Origin of the sequence: Maribacter spongiicola (genome assembly GCF_052119685.1) — a bacterium.
Taxonomy (GTDB): Bacteria; Bacteroidota; Bacteroidia; order Flavobacteriales; family Flavobacteriaceae; genus Maribacter; species Maribacter spongiicola_A.
The window spans coordinates 710476-726577 of sequence record NZ_JBGQOO010000001.1; the positions used below are offsets into that span (position 1 = coordinate 710476).

Consider the following 16102-nt stretch of genomic DNA (forward strand, 5'->3'; position numbering starts at 1 on the left):
AATTTTATGCCATTTAAATCATAAATGTTGCCAATTGGTCAATTATACCGGTGAATGTCTGTAAAACACAGAGCATTCGCTTTTAGAAAAATAAGATTAGAAGATTATGCAGCATTCGCATACACCCCAGACCATTATTATTTGGTATTTTTAATAGCTTCAACAACAAATTTCAACGCTTACCATCATGACAAAAAATAATTCTAGAAGGTCGTTTATAAAACGAGCTTCACTTTCCTCAGCAGCTTTAAGCACAACACCATTTCTGCTTGCAGCATCAAACCACGAAACTCAATTACTACAAAGAGCTTATTCTTTTCAAGATTTCGGAGTAAATGACCAAATTAACATAGCCCTTATAGGCACGGGTATTCAAGGTATTTATGACACACAGGCTGCTTTACAAGTTGACGGTATAAAAATAGTAGCGGCATGTGATTTGTATATGGGCCGACTTGATAGAGCAAAAGAGCTTTGGGGACAAGATATTTTTGTAACAAGAGATTACCGTGAGATTTTAAATAGAAAAGATATTGATGCCGTATTAATAGCCACACCAGATCATTGGCACCAAACAATAACCGTAGCCGCATTAAAAGCAGGCAAGCATGTGTATTGCGAAAAACCTATGGTTCAAAATTTCAATGAAGGTCAAGAAATCATTAAAGCGCAAAAAGATTCTGGCAAAATTTGTCAAATAGGCAGTCAAGGGATGTCATCATTGGGTAATGAAAAAGCAAAAGAGCTTTATGAAGATGGCGCTATTGGTACTATTGTGATGTTAGATATGTACAATGATCGTTATTCTGCGGAAGGAGCTTGGCAATATCCAATACCTACCGATGCCAGTTCTAAAACCGTTGATTTTGATACCTTTCTGGGTAGTGCACCAAAAGTCCCTTTTGATAATAATCGATTTTTTAGATGGAGAAACTATCAAGATTACGGTACAGGTGTTGCCGGAGATTTATTCGTACATGCATTCTCTACCTTGAATTATGTAATAAGTTCAGACGGACCGAACAGAGCTTTAGCAACTGGTGGACTGCGCTATTGGAAAGATGGTAGAGACGTACCCGATGTTTCCATTACATTATATGACTATCCAAAAACAGATACACATGCACCTTTCAATGCCGCATTTCGTATTAATTTCATTGCAGGTAGTGGCGGTGGTGGCGGATTCAAATTAATTGGTACCGAAGGCGAAATGGAAATAGGTCAGAATTCGGTAACAGTAAATCGCTCTAAATTGGGTATGGAACCTAGTGGATATTCAATGATATCATTTACAGAAGATATGCAAGCTAAAATAAGAGCGGAATATGCTGCTAAAAAATTAGATACTAGAGCAAGTAGCTTAGCCACAGGTACAATTACTTGGGAAGCGCCACGAAATTATAAAGGAGCACATTACGACCATTTTTACAATTTCTTTACAAGTATTAGAACTGATGGAAAGGTAATACAAGACCCAAAATTCGGATTAAGAGCTGCAGGTGCGGCACTATTGGCAAATGAAAGTTATTCAAGAAAACAACCGGTAGACTGGGATCCGACCGAAATGAAATTATTATGATTAATCTTCTTCTACTTCTACGAATTGAATATGGCGTTCCAAATTCTCTTCAATTGATATAAAAGATTCTATACCACGTATACCAGAAATACTCAGAATTTCATCTTGATAGACTTGCTTGTAGTGAAAGCTATCTCTAGCATGCATTTTTATAAAAATGTCGTATTTACCGGTTACGTGGTGTATTTTCACCACCTCTTCAATATCGTTCAACCGCTCCATCACCTTTTTGAACAGACTTATTTCACTTAAGAATATCCCTAGGAAAATGGTCATTTTCCAACCCATTTTAGCATAGTCTAAACTTAAGGTAGCACCAGTAATTAAACCCATCTCTCTCATCTTACGCATTCGCATATGTACAGTACCCGGAGAAACAATTAATTGTTTAGCTACATCTGTATAAGGAGTCTGTGCATTTTCAGCTAAAATATTTAAAATACTAAAATCAACCTGGTCTAATTTATTCCTCATCTGTCCAAATGGTTTTAAATAACTTTTTTCAATAAATTCTAAATTTTCATTAAACTATTATAGTCTTTTAACCCTTTTTAACAAATTTAATTTATAGTTATGTAATTTTTAGTAATAATATGACAATAAAATAGCCAATTAATGAGGTATTGTTTATTTTCTGCTAATCAAATTAAAAATAGCATAAAAAGCATCTTTCTAAGCAATAATATCACTTAGGCACATTTAATATCATGCAGTTTAATAAAATAGAATTATCGACAGCTTTTTCTTTTAAAACTGATTATAATTCAATTTTATACCGTATAACAACTTCATAAACAGACTCCTACCGGCTATGTCTATTTTTGTTTTTCTATAACAAGTTATAATATTGTCTAAGTCAATTAGTCTTCTAATAACATGATTTTTTGACTCGTAAAGTATCCGGAACTTTTCTTTTACGCATAAGGTATTTCCCCCAGTAGTTTTCCTGCTAATCCCAGGATTGCTTATTAGGTAGATACACCATTGAGCAACAACTAAACTCACATGATTATGAAGAAAATTCTAACATTATCCTTCTTGCTACTATGTACACTATTCGTAGCTCAAGCACAGGAAATTACAATTAACGGTAAAGTATCAGATGCACAAGGCCCTTTGCCAGGTGTTAACGTTATGGTGAAAGGAACTACAAAAGGTGTCATTACAGATTTTGACGGTCTGTATTCAATTACCGCCGATAGTGATGCCACTTTAGTGTACTCCTTTATAGGGTATGGCAAACTAGAAATACCGGTAAACAGTAAAACAACAATAAACGCTACACTCGTGGAATCTGCTCAACAATTGACAGAGACAGTGGTAGTGGGATCAAGAAGACAAGGTCGCACAAAACTTGACACTCCTGTACCTGTAGACGTAATTAATATAGCGCAAGATGCTATCAACATGCCACAGCAAGACATTTCACAAATGTTAGCTGCAGCAGCACCATCATTTACCGCATTTACCAGTGGTGGTGGTGATTTATCCTCATTTGTTAGCCAACCAAGTTTAAGAGGTTTGGCTGCAAGTCAAATGTTAGTACTAGTTAATGGAAAACGTAGACACTCGTCTGCAATTTTAGCAGGTAACCAAACAGGAACACCAGGCCCGGGTGTTGACATGCGTTTTATACCATCAGTTGGGGTAGAACGTATTGAAATATTACGAGATGGAGCTTCTGCACAATATGGTTCAGATGCCATTGCAGGGGTTATAAACATGGTAATGAAAAAAGGTACTGGTGAGTTTACTGGTAGTTTAACCGCTGGTGCTTACACGAACAAACCGAATTATGACGAATCTGACCTAACAGATGGTGAGCGCGAACTAACACGATCTTTAGATGGTTGGGATGGTGAGAATTTTCAATTTGATGGTAATTACGGTGTAGGTTTTGAGAACGGAGGCTATTTCAATGCTTCAATAATGGTAGCACAATCTGAACGTACCGTTAGACCAACAGTATTAGGCATCGACAGAGCTCCACTTTATGACGACCTATACCTATCTAATGGTAGAACCACCACACAAGGTTTGCCAATAATAACGAATCCAGAATTAATTGCGGCACAAGCTGCCGGCGATGCTGTATCAATAGCTTCTTTACAGACCGTAAGAGGATTAATGGATGCTAGAGATATTGAACAAATAGATGTAGCTACCTATTCTGGTCTTCCTGCTAAAACAAACATGAGCTTTGCATTTAATTTAGAATCTCCGTTATCAGATACAGCTAGTTTCTATGCATTCGGTGATGTTGGTTACCAGTACTCAGATGCCTATAGTTGTTTTTATAGAAGAGCGGCACAATCTGACAGGGCAAGTTTTGATTTATACCCTAACGGATTTAGACCACAGATATATAATGACCAATATAACATTTCTCTAGCCACTGGGGTTACCGGAATGTTAGGTGATTATGAATTTGATTTAAGCAATACTTTCGGAAACAACTCTGCAAAATTTGGCATGTTCAATACTTGGAACGCAAGTATCGGTCCGGGTTCGCCTACAGATATGAACTTGGGCACACATAGCTTTTTACAAAATACGATCAACTTAGATGCATCACATTTTTATGAAGATATCTTATCTGGATTAAATGTTGCATTTGGTGGAGAACTTAGATTTGAAAACTATGCTATTGAAGCAGGACAAGAAGAAAGCTGGACATCTGGCACGTATGGTGTAGTAACTGCTACTGAAGATAACCAAGCCTTAGTTGGTCCTGACGGATTTCCTTTAGAAGACCTTGGCGGAAACCCATATGTAGATGGCAATGGCGCGCCACAGGTTTTAGAATATGCGGGGGTAAGCCAACAGTTGGTGAAAAATTATGCATTAAACTGTCAATGTTTTAGAGGGTTTGCTCCTGAAAATGAAAGTGACAGCTGGCGATCTGTAATGGCTGCTTATCTAGATATGGAATTAGATGTTAATGAAGATTTATTACTTTCTGGTGCTGTACGTGTAGAGAACTATTCAGATTTTGGAAACGTAATGACCGGAAAAATTGCAGGTCGTTATAAAATTGGTGAGAACTTTGCTTTAAGAGGATCGTTCAGTAGCGGTTTTAGAGCACCTTCGCTACAAGAATTAAACTATTCTCATAGTTACACATTCTTCTTAGGTCTAACTCCTTTTGACGGTACGCTTTATCCTAATAGTAGTTCTGCTGCAAAAGCACTAGGCATTGGTCAATTAACTGAAGAAAGATCTAGAAACGTAAGTCTAGGATTTACTACAAAAATTGGAAAATTAGACATTACTCTAGATGCTTATAAAATTGACATCTTAGACAGAATTTTTGAAACGGGTGAATTTGATTCCACTAGTGCACCGGTACTAGAACCTATTATTGGTAGTGGTTTAGCTAGTTTTAGAATTAATGGTGGCGACGTTAGTACCCAGGGTATTGAGGCAGTTGTTAACTATAACACCAACCTTGGTGCCGGTAAATTAGGAGTAGTACTTGCTGGTACATTCAGAGAAAATAAATTCGAAGGTGCCAATGTACCCGATATAAATACCACACTAACAGATGAAGAGTTAGTCGATCTTTATGTGAGCCGTTCACTAATTGGACAATTTGAAACCGGCACACCTAGCTCAAAAATTATTGGTACCCTAAACTATTCTGTAGGTAAATTTTCTGCCATGCTAAGAGGTACACGTTATGGATCGGTACAAACCAGAGACAGCAGAACAAGAGGACTTTTAGATGGTACGACAGATTATGCCGATCAATATTTTACACCAGAATTTACAACCGATATTGGTCTTACCTATAAATTTTCTGATGCGATTAGTCTAACAGTAGGTGGTAACAACATCTTTAATGAGTATCCAGAAATTATAAGATATGAGTTGCGTACGTTCAACCTGTATTCTGATTATCAGCAAGGTTCAGCAGGTTCATATTATTTTGGCAGACTAACATTTAGCCTATAAACAACAAGTTCATCGTTAAAAATAAAATTATGAGAAATTATATAAAGAACATACTATTATTAACATTGGTTTTTGGCTTGTTGGTCTCTTGTGAACAAGAACGTCTTGACCCTGTACTTACAGCAGCCGAAGGTGGCGGAACCTTAAATAGCTACATAGCATATAGCGTTATGTCTACCGATCCCGATGGGTCTAATGTATACGGAAGAATAGTCTTTTATGAGACGACCTTAAATCAAACCTTGGTCCAATTATCATTGTACAATACAATTGATGGTGAAATGCACCCTGCAGTAATAGTAGATGGCGCAGCCGATATGGGCAGCACTACTATTATAACATTAGACGATGTAAGTGGAAGTACGGGTGAGTTTATGACCAATAAATTCTTTGTCATAACAGATACCGATTTCTATGATTCAATTATGACGCTAGATGCCCATGTAAGCATTAGCCTTAGCCCTACTGATGATACCATAGTTGCTACTGGAGATTTAGGAATCAATGCAGATCCTGTTGAAGCAAATTAGAGATTTTTTAACTTAAATATAGCACAGTATGAAAACAAATGTATACAGAAGAGATTGGCTTAAAAGAGGCGTTCTTACCGCAGCAGGTGTAATGGCAGCACCGTATTTGACCTACGGGGCATTCCCATCGCAACCAATATCGTTAGATGCAAAAGGAAACATCCCTTATACTCCGTTTTTTAAAGAATATTTACCACATGCCCCTCAGGCACCGGTAGAACTTTTGGCTAAACTGAATGCCAACGAAAATCCGATAGGGCCATCGCCTATGGCAATAGCTGCCATGCAAAAGTATGCTGTTGGAGGAAATCGTTACGCTTGGAAAGAGCTTTACGAATTAATGGATAAAATAGCTGCATATGAAGGCGTAAAGGCTGAATCAATTATGATGGGGCCGGGTTCATCTGATCTATTGGAAAAAACGGCTATGGTCTTTTTTAAGGAAGGCGGTAACATTATTTCAGCAGATCCAGCCTACATGTCTCTGATCAAAGTCGCAGAGGCAACTGGGGCAACTTGGAAACCTATCAAACTAAAAGACGATTGGTCTCACGATTTGGCAGGGATGGAAGCAGCTATTGATTCTGACACCAAATTAATTTATATCTGTAATCCTAACAACCCAACCGGAAGCATAACCGAACATAATGAACTTTTAGATTTCTGTTCACGAGTTTCTGAAAAAGTGCCTGTTTTTATTGATGAAGCCTATTTAGGATTTTTAGGAGAAGGTTTAAAGAAAAGTATGGTTTCGTTAATCAACGAAGGTAAAAACGTAATGATCGCACGTACGTTTTCAAAAATACAAGGTATGGCCGGACTACGTGTAGGTTATGTGGTCGCCCAACCTGAAACTTTAGAAATCATACAAAGTGTAACACGAGGTGGTATGGGCATAACACTTCCATCGGTTCACGCAGCAATGGCGAGTATGGACGACACTGCTTTTTCTGAAAAGACTATTGTTTTAAATAAGGAGTGTAGGGAGTACGTATATAAAAACCTGAAAAGAATGGGGTATGATTATGTTCCATCTTCTACCAGTTTCATCATTTTCCCGATTGAAATGGACGGTAAACCTTTCTTAGAAAAAATGACCGCCGAAGGTGTTGGCGTAAGAGCTTTTGAAATCTATGGTAAAAACTGGTGCCGAGTAAGCATGGGTACTATGGATGAGATGAAGTTGTTTACAGCTGCCCTTGAAAAAGTGCTAGTTTAAGTTTGAATTAGTCCAGGAGTTGGAAGATTGGATAATTGCCTTGACACAAAAATCCTGAATTCAACTCCTTCGGACTATTCATAATTCATCTATCTGCTCAAACCAAAACACTCGAAAAATGAATTTTGCACTACAAAAAACCCTCGAATTAATACTTATTATCGGTCTTGGTTTACTGCTACAAAAGAAGGTAGCGAAGCAAGATTTAAAAGGTGTCAAAGTCCTTATTTTAAGTGTGGCGTTACCAGCGACAATATTCGTAGCTCTCTTAAAAATAGAACTTAACGGAACCTTATTAGTTTTTCCATTAGCAGCCTTAACTTTTAATCTTTTGATGTTATTGGCAACCAAATATTTTTTGGCCGCATCTTTACATAAAGAGGAGAAAAGTAAAAAACGGACCCTGATGATGCTTTTACCATCTACTGCACCTGGTCTTTCATGCTTTCCATTTATTGTAGCTTACTTAGGTGATGATACCTTAGCACTAGCTGCACTTGCAGATATTGGAAATAAAATATTTGTTCTGATACTTCTTTATATGCTAGCCATGCATTGGTATCGAAAAAATGCTGTTATAGAAAAACAGGAATCTTCTTCAGCCAAATTAAAAGGGCTTTTTATTTCTTTAATAAACGAGCCTATAAATATCGTTATCGTAGTTGGTTTGTTAATGTTAGGCTTTGGTTTCGACCTTTCATCTTTACCAACATTTTTTCAAAACACCGCTTTAAGCATTAAAGATTTAATGACGCCGTTAGTACTGCTATTTATTGGTATGGCCGTTAGAATAAACAAAGGAGAGTTTAAGTTGATAATTTCTATGTTGTTTCGTAGAATGGGACTTGCATTTTTATTAAGCGGACTTTTTGCATACGCAATACCCGCTTTAACTCCGGCAATGATTTTACTATTGGTGGTGTTTCCTCAAAGTGCCTGTAGCTTTTGGCCATTTGCACACATGAGTGCCATTCAGTCAATGGAAGATAAAGACAAACAACCCTACCCTACTTTTGATGTCAACTTTGGTTTAAACATCTTGGCATGTTCTCTACCATTTTCAACGCTACTAATTATAGGTATTTTCTCTTTTAGCGATTACTTTATTAATCCGTTTGTTTTACTTGGCTTAGGCGCTATTATTCTGGCCATCTCCTTTGCTCCAGATATTTTCAAAACCACCAGTTTTAGAGTAGACAGAGAACGTAAGATTGCAAGTAAATTATTGAAAAGAAAATCTGAAATGACCATTGCTAAAGGCAACTACAAAGAAGAGAAAACCTTAAACGAAGCCAAAGCAAGCTAAACTTTAATAGGTTTCTTTCATCCAGTGATAAGGTGTTCTTTTCATCCAAAGGCCTCGTGTAAAATCGGGGAAATCTTGAGGCTCGCCATTATTGGCAATAGAAAGTTCAGAAAGTGGAGTTACTGCACTCCATGCCGCAGCGTCATAAGCATCTAATGGCGGTGCAATATTCTGTTTTGCAGATTCTACGAAAGAGTTCAATACAAAGAAGTCCATACCGCCATGACCGGCATTTAAGGCATATTCGCCATATTTTTTCCAAAGCGGGTGGTCATATTCATCTAACCAAGGCTGAGCTTCATCCCATTGATGTGGCTCAGATTTTCCTTCCACATAAATTCGACTACCGTCTACCTCCCAGAGTCCGTTGGCGCCCTGCGCACGAAATCCTAAGGAATAAGGTCTTGGCAAATTACAATCATGGGTAATGATAATCGTTTCTCCGTTGGCAGTATCAATAGTAGAGGTAATTACATCGCCCTGCTTAAACTTCACTTTTGCATTAGGGTGCTGTTCACCACCTTCTTTAACAATATAATTATGCAATCCAATACCTTTTGATGCATGAGAGGTCATTGACATAAAACGATTGCCACGGTTAACATCTGCCATCACTGCAATAGGTCCTAATCCATGGGTTGGGTATACATCTGCATTACGTTTTACCGAATGCTCGGTACGCCATTTAGACTCCGATATTCCTTTCTCACCAAACTCCACCCCTTTTCCATAAGCCGTATTACCATCGTTGAATTTTACATGTCGCAAATCATGCTGATAACCACATCTATAATGCACCATTTCACCAAATACATTTTGCTTTACCATATTAAGCACTGCAAGTACATCTCTACGATAATTCACGTTTTCTAAAATCATCATATGTGTACCTGTCCGCTCATGTGTATTTACCAAATCCCAGCATTCTTCTAAAGTATTAGAAGCGGAGACTTCTACACCAGCATATTTACCGGCTTCCATAGCATCAACAGTCATACGCGTATGCCACAACCAAGGTGTTGCAATAATTACGGCATTAACATCTGGCAATGCCAATAGGTTTTTATAATCATAATCATTTGATCCGAAGACTTTTGGGGCTTTACCCTTAGCATCAGCAATGTGCTTTTTAGCAATAGTTATTCTTTCGGCATCAACGTCACAAATAGCGGTAACATTCACATCTTTTCTTAGTAGTAAATTCTGTAAATGGTTTGTACCCCTCAAACCTACACCTATTAAACCGACATTAAGTTTATCGGCAGCACTAAAACTATTATGTGCAAAACCAGTTACAGCAAATAGACCCATACCTGCTAATGATGTATTCTTGATAAAATTTCTTCTTGATGCCATGCGATGTTAATTTTATGAACTCTGAATTTATAAAAAGTTACCGACCCATATTAACTTATCATCAATTATAATGAGGTTACACCCGATAATTTGTACGAATTTTAATCACATTCGTTATTTTTGCCACGTAAATACAGAAAATTATGACATTACTTTTAATGGCTGCCGGTAGCGGTAGTAGATATGGCAAGCTTAAACAATTTGATGATTTAGGTCCCAATGGTGAGTTTTTAATGGAATTTGCCATTTATGACGCCATCGAGAATAATTTTGAGCAAATTGTAGTTATTACCAAAAAAGAGAACGTTTCTTTTTTAGAAGAGCATCTTTCTAAAAGAATACCAAGTACTATAAAATTAAATGTTCTTGCCCAAGAACTTACAGATTTACCTGACGGAGTTACGTTTACTGGTGAGCGCAAGAAACCATGGGGTACTGCACATGCTGTTTGGACAGCAAGAAAAGTTATCGACGGACCATTTGTTGTTATCAATGCCGATGATTTTTATGGACAATCAGCTTACAAAAAAGCTGCTGACTTCATGAAATCTAATGATGAAGCATATGCACTTTTAGGATACACTTTAAAAGATACTTTATCTGAACACGGTTCTGTTTCTAGAGGTGTTTGTGAAGTAAACGGAGATAATTTAGTTTCTGTTCAAGAGCGTTTAAAATTGGTTCAAAAAGAAAACAATATTCTTGATGAAGATACTAACCTAGAGTTTACTGGTGATGAACAAGCTAGTATGAATTTTTGGGTATGTAGACCTTCTATCTTTGATAAAATAGAATCTGAATTTAGAATTTTCTTAAAAGACGATGACCGTATCGCTAACAGCGAATTGTACATTCCTCTAATGATACAAGAAATGCTTCAAGCAAAAGAGATTGAAGTAAAATGTATACCTTCTGGTGGAGACTGGTTTGGGGTTACGTATGCTAGTGATAAAGAAAAAGCAATGAATAGCTTAAAAGAAAAATCAGAATCAGGTAAATACCCTGCTCCTATTTGGAAATAAGAAATTCATTATTATAAAATAAGACCCATTAGATGTACATCTAATGGTTTTTTTTATGCTCAAAAATGACCTAAACTAAAAAGAGTCCGATCTTAACAGACCGGACTCTTTTACGAGAACACTATATGAAAATGAAAAAATTTTAATTCGTTTTTTATTACATCATAAATGTACAAGTAAGGTTAACTTTTAGAAACAAATTGATGTCAACTGCTTATTTTTTGTTGTAAGATGGTCTATTTTTGTTGTGAACTCAATTTATAGCTATGAAAATTAGAATAAAAGGTGATTCTGTTAGGTTTCGACTAACCCAAACAGAAGTGAAATCGCTCTCTACAAACGGCGAGATTTACGACAGTACTAATTTTGGAGGTCAAGTATTCAATTACGGAGTTATTCTAAAGAGTGATGCCAATCAATTACGAATTAGCTTTGAGAACAATCGGGTTACTTTAGAAATGCCAGAAACTACTGGTAAGGTCTGGTTTGAAAATGATATCATCACCTATGACCATACTATAAAAACCACTTCTGGCAACGAACTTTATTTGCTATTAGAAAAAGATTTCACCTGTCTTGATAATACTATTGAAGACCAGTCTGATAATTACCCAAACCCCAAATTGAGTTAATATCTAGTATATTTCATACTTTTTAAGGTAGTTTTAATGAATTTGACTGCTGTGGTTACTCATACATTTACTAAGTTTATTGAATGGATGCAAAAACCGAACGTAACGTTTCATTTAGAGGGTCAGAAGAATTTTTTGATATTGAAATAAAAGATCCGATAACGCATGCCGCAGGCTATCTAGGGGTTCGTGAAGCTTTAAAACATACTTTTAAAGAAATGGGCGTTTTACGATCCATGCGCACATTATTGAGCATGAATCAGAAAGACGGTTTCGATTGCCCAAGTTGTGCATGGCCAGATCCAGAACATCCATCACCAGTAGCCGAATATTGCGAAAATGGGGCTAAAGCCTTAGGCGATGAAGCTACTACTGAAAAAATTGGCGCAAGTTTCTTTCAAAAGAACTCGGTTGAAGAATTGTCTCAATTAACTGATTACGAACTAAACAAATTTGGGCGTTTAGTAGAACCATTAATTTTAAAACCTGATAGTGTACACTACGAACCTATCTCTTGGCAAGCTGCTTTTGATTTAATCGCATCAGAATTAAAAAAACTAAACAATCCAGATGAGGCTATTTTTTACACCTCAGGAAGATCAAGTAACGAAGCCGCTTTCATATATGGTATGTTTGCCCGTGCATTAGGTACCAATAATTTACCCGACTGCTCTAACATGTGCCATGAAAGTAGTGGCATTGCTTTGGGTGAAACTTTAGGTATAGGCAAAGGTTCCACAACTTTAGAAGATCTTTACGAAGCTGAGGTCATTTTAATTGCCGGTCAAAACCCGGGCACCAATCACCCAAGAATGTTGTCTGCCCTAGAAAAGTGCAAGAAAAATGGAGGTAAGGTGATTAGCATAAATCCGCTTGAGGAATCTGGTTTGGTGAATTTTAAAAATCCGCAACATCTAGGCGGATGGATCGGTGGTGGCGAAGACATGGCAGATATTCATTTGCCGGTCAACATCAATCAAGACATCCCTTTGGTGAAATTGATTCTTAAGAAATTAGTTGCATTAGAAGAACAATCAAAGGATGTATTTGACCATGCCTTTATTGAAAAATATACAGATGGTTATGAATCTTTAATTTCAGATCTTAAGAATTATACATCCGAAGAACTTTTAGCGCAAACAGGCGTATCCGAAGAAAAAATTAATGAAACTGTAGCCTTATTAGCTAGCAAATCTAAAATTATTGTGTGTTGGGCAATGGGGCTTACGCAGCATAAAAATGGAGTAGAAAATATAAGAGAATATATAAATATTCTATTACTAAAAGGTGCCATAGGCAAACCACATGCGGGCACTTGCCCAGTACGTGGTCATAGTAATGTACAAGGTGACCGTAGTGTTGGTATTCAACATTTTGTTGATAAAGAGCTGAACGCACGAATTAAAGAACATTTAGGTTTTACCCCGCCAGATCATGAAGGTGTAGATGTGGTAGGCACGCTGAAAGCTATGTATGAAAGCAAAGCAAAAGTATTTATGTGTTTAGGCGGCAATTTTTTAATGGCGGCTTCTGATACTGAATATACTGCCAAGGGTATTCAAAATTGCGACCTTACGGTACAGGTAAGTACCAAATTGAACCGAACACACTTAATTACCGGTAAAACAGCCCTAATTCTCCCCACCATAGGTAGATCAGAGAAAGACATGAAAAATGGCAAACCACGTCATTTTACGGTAGAAAATAGTATGGGGCGCGTAAAACGTTCTAAAGGAATTCTAAAACCTGCCGCAGACACCATAATGAGCGAGCCAGAGATTATTGCGAATATGGGACATTCATATTTCGGGGAAGGACATTCTATGAACTGGAAGGCTCTTGGTAATGATTATGAATTAATTAGAACACTGATAGATCAAGTTGCCAAAGGATTCAGCAATACAGAAGAACGCTCTGTAGGTGCAGGCTACTACTTACCAAATAATGTACGTGATTTAGATTTTAGTATGCTACCAAATGGAAAAGCACAATTTTCGGTCAATAAATTACCTGAGCACAAATTGGCTAAAGATGAGTACATGTTAATGACCATACGCTCGCACGATCAATTCAATACGACCATTTATGGCTTAGATGATCGATATAGAGGAGTATACAATGCAAGACGGGTAATTTTCATGAATATTAATGACATGAAAGCTGTCGGACTCAAAAAATTAGATGTGGTCGATATTACCAGTACTTATGATGAGCAGATTAGAACTGCTCACAACTTTAAAGTAGTACCATACAATATACCCTCAGGTAATTTGGCATCTTATTTTCCTGAGACTAATGTATTGGTCCCTTACAATCATTTTGCTGACCGAAGCAAAACACCTATTAGCAAGTCTGTTAAAGTGAGATTGGTAAAGAAATAGTTAACCAATATCACATTGAAATTCAATTATTTAACAATCTGGTAACTCAAAAATAAGTTAGCAATAACTCATCTATACTCTTATTATTCGAATCTTTACGGTCATATGTTTCAGTGCATGAAATCTATTAAATTGACCATCTTCTCAAACACTCTTCTTGCATATAATGCCAAGTTGGAGGTCAATCTATCCCCATTACGTATTTCAAAATTCACAGGTAAGAAACCTCCAATCATTTTATGAAAAAAAGACCAGTTGACATAGTAGTCATTTCTGATGTTCATTTAGGAACATACGGCTGTCACGCTAAAGAGCTTTTAAAATATATGAAAACTATAAAGCCAAAAAAAGTAATTCTTAATGGTGACATTGTAGACATTTGGCAATTTAGTAAGCGTTATTTTCCAAAATCTCACATGAAAGTAATTAAGCTTTTATTAGAGTGGATTGCGAAAGGCATACCAGTATATTATGTAACAGGTAATCATGATGAACTGTTCCGTAAATTTTCTGGCTATAGTATGGGATCATTAAGCATTGTTAATAAAATGGTGATTCCGCTTGAAGATAAAAAAGCATGGATTTTTCATGGTGATGTCTTTGATGTAACCATGCAACATAGTAAATGGGTTGCCAAACTTGGCGCGAAAGGGTACGACTCCTTAATTCTACTAAACAGAGGCATAAACTTCGTTAGCAAGAAAATAGGTAGAGGTCCGATTTCTATGTCTAAAAAAATAAAGAACGGTGTAAAATCTGCCGTTAAATTTATTAATGACTTTGAAGAAATTGCCGCAGCTATCGCTATTGAAAATGGATATGACTATGTGATATGCGGACATATTCACCAACCAGAAATTCGTAAAATAAAGACGGATAAAGGTGAAGTTACCTATTTAAATTCGGGTGACTGGATCGAAAATTTAACCGCGCTTGAATACCACAAAGGCAAGTGGGAACTATATTCTTACCTAGAAGATCAACTCGTAATTGACCACCAAGAAGATAGTAAAGAGGAAACCTTTGTCTTAGAAAAGGCAGAGCTTTTTGAAAGCCTGTTAGAAGAGTTTAGAATGAGTGGAATGACCCAACAGACCAAATGAAAGTATTATACGCAATACAAGGTACCGGCAACGGTCATTTAAGCAGAGCTCGAGACGTTATACCTGCTCTTTTGAAACACAACATTTCTTTAGACATTTTAGTGAGCGGCATACAAGCAGATATTAAGCTGCCCTACCCTGTTAAATATCGATTAAAAGGGCTTAGTTTCATCTTTGGAAAAAAAGGAGGCGTAGATGTTTGGAAGACCTATTACAGGGCAAACTCCCTTCGATTGCAGAAAGAAATTAAAAGCATACCCGTAGAAGAATATGACCTCATCATAAATGATTTTGAACCCGTAACGGCATGGGCATGTAAGTTAAAAAACAAACCTTGCTATAGTTTTAGTCACCAAGCTGCAGTTCTATCTAATTTGGCTCCGAAGCCTAAGAAGAAAGACAGAATGGGCAAATGGATTTTGAATAACTACGCCCCTACAAGCCATCAATTCGGACTTCATTTTAAACCTTACGAAGCAAATATCTACACACCCATAATAAGAAACGATGTTCGTTCTGCTACAGTTTCAAATGGTGAACATTATACGGTGTATTTACCCTCATATAGCGACGAAAAATTATTGCGCTTTTTAAGCAAGATGAAAAGAGTAAAATGGGAGGTTTTTTCAAAACACAGCACTTATGAATATTTCAGCAATAACATTCATATAAAACCCATTACAAACGAAGCCTTTGTAAAAAGCATGGCTTCTAGTAAAGGTGTATTATGTGGAGCCGGTTTTGAAACCCCTGCAGAAAGTCTTTTCATGCAAAAGAAATTACTGGTCATACCCATGAAAGGGCAATACGAGCAGCAATGCAATGCTGCAGCATTAGAAGAAATGGGAGTTCCTGTAATTAAATCGTTCAAAAAAAAGCACTTAGCTAAACTGAAACATTGGCTCGATAGCGATACTATCATATCGGTAGATTATCCAGATATTACAGATAAAATCGTTTCAAAACTTCTAGAAGAATCCCTAGTAATTCGCTAAAAAAGCCCAATTCAATTGAAAGAAC

At 36.9% G+C, this 16102-nt stretch carries 12 protein-coding genes; 10 read left to right on the plus strand and 2 right to left on the minus strand.

Going from position 1 to position 16102, the window contains the following annotated elements; all coding sequences use genetic code 11:
- Positions 1 to 187: 187 nt before the first annotated feature.
- Positions 188 to 1579 (plus strand): Gfo/Idh/MocA family protein, encoded by a 1392-nt coding sequence (locus ACEN2N_RS03030; protein WP_441822923.1) that lies wholly within the window; start codon positions 188 to 190, stop codon positions 1577 to 1579.
- Here ACEN2N_RS03030 and ACEN2N_RS03035 read toward each other — a convergent pair whose 3' ends face one another.
- Positions 1580 to 2053, minus strand: a complete 474-nt coding sequence (locus ACEN2N_RS03035) for an Lrp/AsnC family transcriptional regulator (protein WP_441822924.1) — start codon at positions 2051 to 2053, stop codon at positions 1580 to 1582. It abuts the gene before it with no gap.
- A gap of 537 nt (positions 2054 to 2590) precedes the next feature.
- Here ACEN2N_RS03035 and ACEN2N_RS03040 point away from each other — a divergent pair.
- The 4 genes from ACEN2N_RS03040 (at position 2591) to ACEN2N_RS03055 (ending at position 8588) form a co-directional block, all read left to right on the plus strand.
- Complete coding sequence (locus ACEN2N_RS03040) at positions 2591 to 5533, plus strand: TonB-dependent receptor (RefSeq protein WP_441822925.1); 2943 nt, start codon at positions 2591 to 2593, stop codon at positions 5531 to 5533.
- A 29-nt stretch (positions 5534 to 5562) separates the two neighbouring features.
- The gene (locus ACEN2N_RS03045; protein WP_441822926.1) at positions 5563 to 6063 is read left to right on the plus strand and encodes a hypothetical protein; all 501 of its coding nucleotides are present in this window, start codon (positions 5563 to 5565) and stop codon (positions 6061 to 6063) included.
- Positions 6064 to 6091: 28 nt separating this feature from the next.
- Positions 6092 to 7282, plus strand: coding sequence for a pyridoxal phosphate-dependent aminotransferase (locus ACEN2N_RS03050; RefSeq protein ID WP_441822927.1), 1191 nt, complete (start codon positions 6092 to 6094; stop codon positions 7280 to 7282).
- A gap of 118 nt (positions 7283 to 7400) precedes the next feature.
- The gene (locus ACEN2N_RS03055; protein WP_441822928.1) at positions 7401 to 8588 is read left to right on the plus strand and encodes an AEC family transporter; all 1188 of its coding nucleotides are present in this window, start codon (positions 7401 to 7403) and stop codon (positions 8586 to 8588) included.
- Between the two features lie 3 nt (positions 8589 to 8591).
- Here ACEN2N_RS03055 and ACEN2N_RS03060 read toward each other — a convergent pair whose 3' ends face one another.
- Positions 8592 to 9944, minus strand: coding sequence for a Gfo/Idh/MocA family protein (locus ACEN2N_RS03060; protein WP_441822929.1), 1353 nt, complete (start codon positions 9942 to 9944; stop codon positions 8592 to 8594).
- A gap of 143 nt (positions 9945 to 10087) precedes the next feature.
- Between ACEN2N_RS03060 and ACEN2N_RS03065 the strand changes: the two genes are divergently transcribed.
- The 5 genes from ACEN2N_RS03065 to ACEN2N_RS03085 all read left to right on the plus strand — a co-directional run bounded on the left by ACEN2N_RS03065 (position 10088) and on the right by ACEN2N_RS03085 (position 16077).
- Entirely contained in the window at positions 10088 to 10966 is an 879-nt protein-coding gene (locus ACEN2N_RS03065; protein WP_441822930.1) for a nucleotidyltransferase family protein, read from the plus strand.
- A gap of 266 nt (positions 10967 to 11232) precedes the next feature.
- Entirely contained in the window at positions 11233 to 11598 is a 366-nt protein-coding gene (locus ACEN2N_RS03070) for a DUF7009 family protein (protein WP_441822931.1), read from the plus strand.
- An 83-nt stretch (positions 11599 to 11681) separates the two neighbouring features.
- Positions 11682 to 13979, plus strand: a complete 2298-nt coding sequence (locus tag ACEN2N_RS03075; protein ID WP_441822932.1) for an FdhF/YdeP family oxidoreductase — start codon at positions 11682 to 11684, stop codon at positions 13977 to 13979.
- Between the two features lie 239 nt (positions 13980 to 14218).
- Entirely contained in the window at positions 14219 to 15082 is an 864-nt protein-coding gene (locus tag ACEN2N_RS03080; RefSeq protein ID WP_441822933.1) for a UDP-2,3-diacylglucosamine diphosphatase, read from the plus strand.
- Positions 15079 to 16077, plus strand: a complete 999-nt coding sequence (locus ACEN2N_RS03085; protein ID WP_441822934.1) for a glycosyltransferase family protein — start codon at positions 15079 to 15081, stop codon at positions 16075 to 16077. The genes ACEN2N_RS03080 and ACEN2N_RS03085 overlap by 4 nt, the downstream gene beginning before the upstream one ends.
- Positions 16078 to 16102 lie beyond the last annotated feature (25 nt).